This window comes from Variovorax sp. 10L421, assembly GCF_056395365.1.
The window spans coordinates 1-4,013 of the sequence record NZ_JBFTJJ010000054.1; the positions used below are offsets into that span (position 1 = coordinate 1).

The window sequence follows — 4,013 nt, forward strand, 5'->3', positions numbered from 1 at the left end:
GATGTCGTCGGCCGGCCTTCGAGGCTTGCTCACTCTTCAGATGTCGTCGGCCGGCCTTCGAGGCTTGCTCACTCTTCATGGTGTGCACCATCTCCTTTAGCGCACACCTCCAAGCGGGTCTGCGATTGAGGTCAGATGCTTGCTGCAGCCTGAGCATCAGGCAAGGACGGCCTTCGTCGGACTATTACCATCTTTGCCTCATGCGGCCTATTGCTAGATTTGGCTGTAAGTCGACTGCTAGAGATTCCTGCGCGAAACACTGACCCGGCCAGATCGAGCCGTGCTTCAATCAATGGCGTCGTGCCCTGCGCACTTCAACCTTCTGCGCTCATGTCTCCTGGTCTTGAAGTTCTCATCGGTCACTGGAAGGTCGACCCACTAAGCACCTACAACTCGTGGTTTCTGTGGGAAGAGCGGCTGAAGAACTTCCGTTCCATCCGCCGTGGCCTGGCCTAGGTGGTCAAGGACATTGATGCTGGCACCTTCGGCAGCGCGTTCCGCGGCTCTTCGCTCGAGACGGTCGTGGGTTCGGTGGCAGAGCAGCGCCAGATCTTCAAGGGCGCCGAGCACGCGTTTCTCTGGAAGCCCAAGCTGCGCATCCCCGACATCTATGAGAACGCCGCCAACCAGCGCGCCTTCGCCCGACTGCTGCATGCGTGCGACTGTTGCGATAACGCCTAGGAGGTGATCGAGGCCATCCGCCGGATCGACGCGCATCAGATCAAAGGCCTTGGGCCGGCTGTGGCGAACTTGCTGTACTTCGTTCATCCCACGATCGTGATGCCGTTCAACACGGCGATTGTGAAGGGCTACAACGCGGTCACCGGCAGCAACGTCAAGCTCGGCAAGTGGGACCATTACCTTTCCATGCGCGACGGCTGCCTTCGGCTGAACGACCAGCACCGCCAGTTGCTGTCCAACGACATGGGCGCACTGGCAGGCCTCCTCTTCGATATCGGCTCAGGCCGGCACGCGGCGCCGCCGCGCACAAGCGCTGGGCCACCGATTTCTCGTCTGCTTTGACACATTGAAGATGTGTCGTCATCGCGGACGTTAACGCGGTGATGGATAACGCAACTGTAATCTTCGTGTGCGGTAACTCGCCGACCGGCGGCCTAGAGTTGATGCATCGGAAAGAGGCAAGCCACAGAGCTGTTCACTTCCGGATCGCCAACCCTCTCATTGCCAAAGGATCGAACATGAAGACTTCCCTCAAGACCTCCCTGACGCTGGCCGCATTGCTCGGCGCGATGGCTAGCCCCGCGCTGGCCGGCAACTATGCCGAAGGCGATCCCCGCCCGGCGCCGCTGAGCTCCAGCACCAGCCGCGCAGCCGTGGCCTTGGACACGCAGCGCTGGCTGCAGAGCTCGATGGACCAGGGCTACCCCGAGGGCAATCCGCGCGCTGTCGTGAGCGTGTCCTCCAACACCCGTGCCACGGTTCAAGCCGACACCCTGGCCTGGATGCGTTCGGGTCTGGCCGCGGCCACGAACGGCGAAGCGGGTGCAGACACAACCCGCCCCGCCTACCGGCAAGCCGCTGCCGAGTACGCGCGCCTGCGCGGTGAACAGCCCGAATTCGGCGCACCGGTGGAACGTCTCACCCAGCAGGGTCAACTGCCGGATGCACCCGCGACCGCTCGTCGCTGATGTACGGAGCCGCCAGACACAACGGATACCTTCCCGATATGGGGTCCGACATGAACAATGGCATGCCGCCACGATGACAGAACCAACGCGTGCCCACCGGTTGCGACACGCCAACGGCCTCGGCCGCCTTCGCACTCGTAATTCCGGTGGCAATCTGCTCCCAGAACCGCCGCTCTACCTCTCGCCGAAGCGAAGGAGCACCGGGTGAGCGCATTGCACCTCGCCCCGCTAACTTGTGCATCCACCCCGCGGGTCGTCCCATAAACACCTCCATGATTGAAAGTGTTGCGACGACCGGTTGAATCCGCCGCGGCTTTTTTCAAGATGTCGCGCTCCATCTTGAGCTTGGCCACTTCCTTGCGCAGCCTGGCCAACTCGGCGTCCTGGGCCGTCTGCCTGCCATTGCCCGGGAAGGCCTCCTGCGGCGCCTCACGCAACTCGCGAACCCATTTGCGCAGCACGTTCTCGTGCACATCCAGGTCCTTGGCTGCCTGGGCCACGGTCACCCCGCGCTCGGTGACCAGCTTGACCGCCTCGAGCTTGAACTCTCGGCTGAATGTCCTTCTTCTTCTCTCCATGAACCACATCCGGTTTCATCTTCCACCTGAACAAGGTGTCTTTGAAACCGGCAGCTGCCCACTTGCCGCACAGCCCGTACAAGTGCGAACTGACGACCAGTGAGCGGAACGGCAAGCGCTGGTCTTGGGGATCTACGGTAGATTGGCCGAGAAAAAATCTACTCAATTCGAGCGAAATGGCCAGAGTTCGCCTCCAGTCACAAAACTTTGTGGGGGAACGTGGAGCAACAAAATGGCCCCGGAGGGGATCGAATCTTCTGTCAGCAGGCGCATGAAAACTTGGTTTCCCGCCCTCGGTCCCTGGAAATACCGACAGAAATACCGGCGAATCCATCTGCCTTGACGGATGTGGCTGATTTTCCACAAGCAAGGCCAATACCTGACCTTCGCGTTCACCACCAAAATGCCAAGTCCTATGCGACCGAGCAGTTGCGGCAACGGATCCGGCTCCCTCAGAGCAAGCTCGAATCTGCGTCAAGCAGCTCGCGACCGCCTGATTTCAGTCAGGACCAGAAGCGCCGCGCCTGCACTGATGGCGCAATCGGCCAGGTTGAAGATGGCGAAGTCGTAGACGTCGCGCCAATGAAGGTGGATGAAGTCGACCACATGTCCCTGCCACGAGCGGTCGATCGCATTTCCCAGCGCGCCGCCGAGCACCAGTGCCAAGGCCGCTCTGAACAGCAACGTTCCGCTGGGCTGCACTAGCAGTTTGAGGATGAATGCAGCCGCCGCGAAGGCAAGCGCCGTAAACAGCCATCGTTGCCAGCCCGAAGCGTCGGCCAAGAAGGAGAAGGCAACGCCCCGGTTGTGCGCCAGGACGAGATCGGCAAAGGGCGTGATGGGAAGGATTTCGCCCCCGCTTAGGAATCGCGTGGCGAGCCACTTCGACGCTTGGTCTAGCAGCACAACCGTGAAGGCAATGCCCAGATAGGGCACCAGCCGAGCCGCCACGGCAGATATGCCTTCGCGGCGCCTGTCAGCAGACACGATGATCGTCATTGAGGGGTTCTCGTCGATGTTGCCGGGCGGGGGGCTCTGGGGGTACAAACTCTCGTGGTCCACCCCGATGGTCGATCGTCACGGTGCGGTTCCGGGCGGCATTTTCCAGTAAAAGCGCGAGCCGACGAGCGAGTTCCTCCAACTAAGCCGCAAAAAAATTCCCAGGGGCGTTTGTGAAGCGAGGCCTTGCCGTACAGCACAGTTATCAGATGCCAAGGGGGACCTCGCGTTGGTGTCACCGAGTGGACTGCTGACCGCCCATTGCTTGCAGTTCTGTGTGTCGGCCTTCACCGCGCCGACTGCAGAGAATGAGCACCCGCTATCGACACGAGCGGAGCGGTAGCTCCGGGCCCGTTCACGATGGAAGCGCGACCAGCTACCGGCGGCCACAAGGCGACGTTCCATGCTCCCACCCGTTTCGCCCGAAAGCAGACCTTACAAGTCACGCTCGGGTGGCTTTGACCGACTCTTTACGCTTAACGCCGAGCAATGCGTGTTCCGTCCCTTCAGCGATCTGGTCCGCGAAGGCGCCGTTCCCAACGGCACGTGCGAGCGTGACAGCGCCCGCCAGCGAAGAGAGCGCGGCGCATGCGGCTCCGATATCCCGTGGCGCACTGGGTGAGGCGGGGCCATCGACGATCGCCTGTGCAACGTCGCGCAAAGCCTTCTCAAACGTCGTACGGGAGGCTTCGTCCGATCGTGCCACTTCCGCCGGCATCGTCTGCAGCGTGCAGCTCTCTGACAGGTCACAGGTGCGCTTCGCGCTGAGGTAGAAGCGCACAAACTC

At 61.5% G+C, this 4,013-nt stretch carries 2 protein-coding genes and 4 pseudogenes; 2 read left to right on the forward strand and 4 right to left on the reverse strand.

Annotated features, from left to right (window positions below):
• Nucleotides 1–330 precede the first annotated feature (330 nt).
• Together AC1DFC_RS29510 and AC1DFC_RS29515 are read left to right on the forward strand one after the other, a co-directional pair.
• Nucleotides 331–987, forward strand: a pseudogene (locus tag AC1DFC_RS29510) (type II restriction endonuclease); the annotation flags it as partial.
• A 212-nt stretch (nucleotides 988–1,199) separates the two neighbouring features.
• On the forward strand, nucleotides 1,200–1,649 hold the full coding sequence (locus AC1DFC_RS29515) for a hypothetical protein (protein ID WP_007828419.1): 450 nt from the start codon (nucleotides 1,200–1,202) through the stop codon (nucleotides 1,647–1,649).
• A 25-nt stretch (nucleotides 1,650–1,674) separates the two neighbouring features.
• Here the strand turns inward: AC1DFC_RS29515 and AC1DFC_RS29520 are convergent.
• From AC1DFC_RS29520 to AC1DFC_RS29535, 4 genes and pseudogenes are all read right to left on the reverse strand, one after another.
• Nucleotides 1,675–1,890 (reverse strand): annotated as a pseudogene (locus AC1DFC_RS29520) (IS30 family transposase); the annotation flags it as partial.
• Between the two features lie 73 nt (nucleotides 1,891–1,963).
• Nucleotides 1,964–2,227, reverse strand: a pseudogene (locus AC1DFC_RS29525) (transposase); the annotation flags it as partial.
• A gap of 474 nt (nucleotides 2,228–2,701) precedes the next feature.
• On the reverse strand, nucleotides 2,702–3,226 hold the full coding sequence (lspA, locus tag AC1DFC_RS29530) for a signal peptidase II (protein WP_478180555.1): 525 nt from the start codon (nucleotides 3,224–3,226) through the stop codon (nucleotides 2,702–2,704).
• 442 nt (nucleotides 3,227–3,668) lie between these two features.
• Nucleotides 3,669–4,013: pseudogene (locus tag AC1DFC_RS29535) on the reverse strand (TetR/AcrR family transcriptional regulator); the annotation flags it as partial.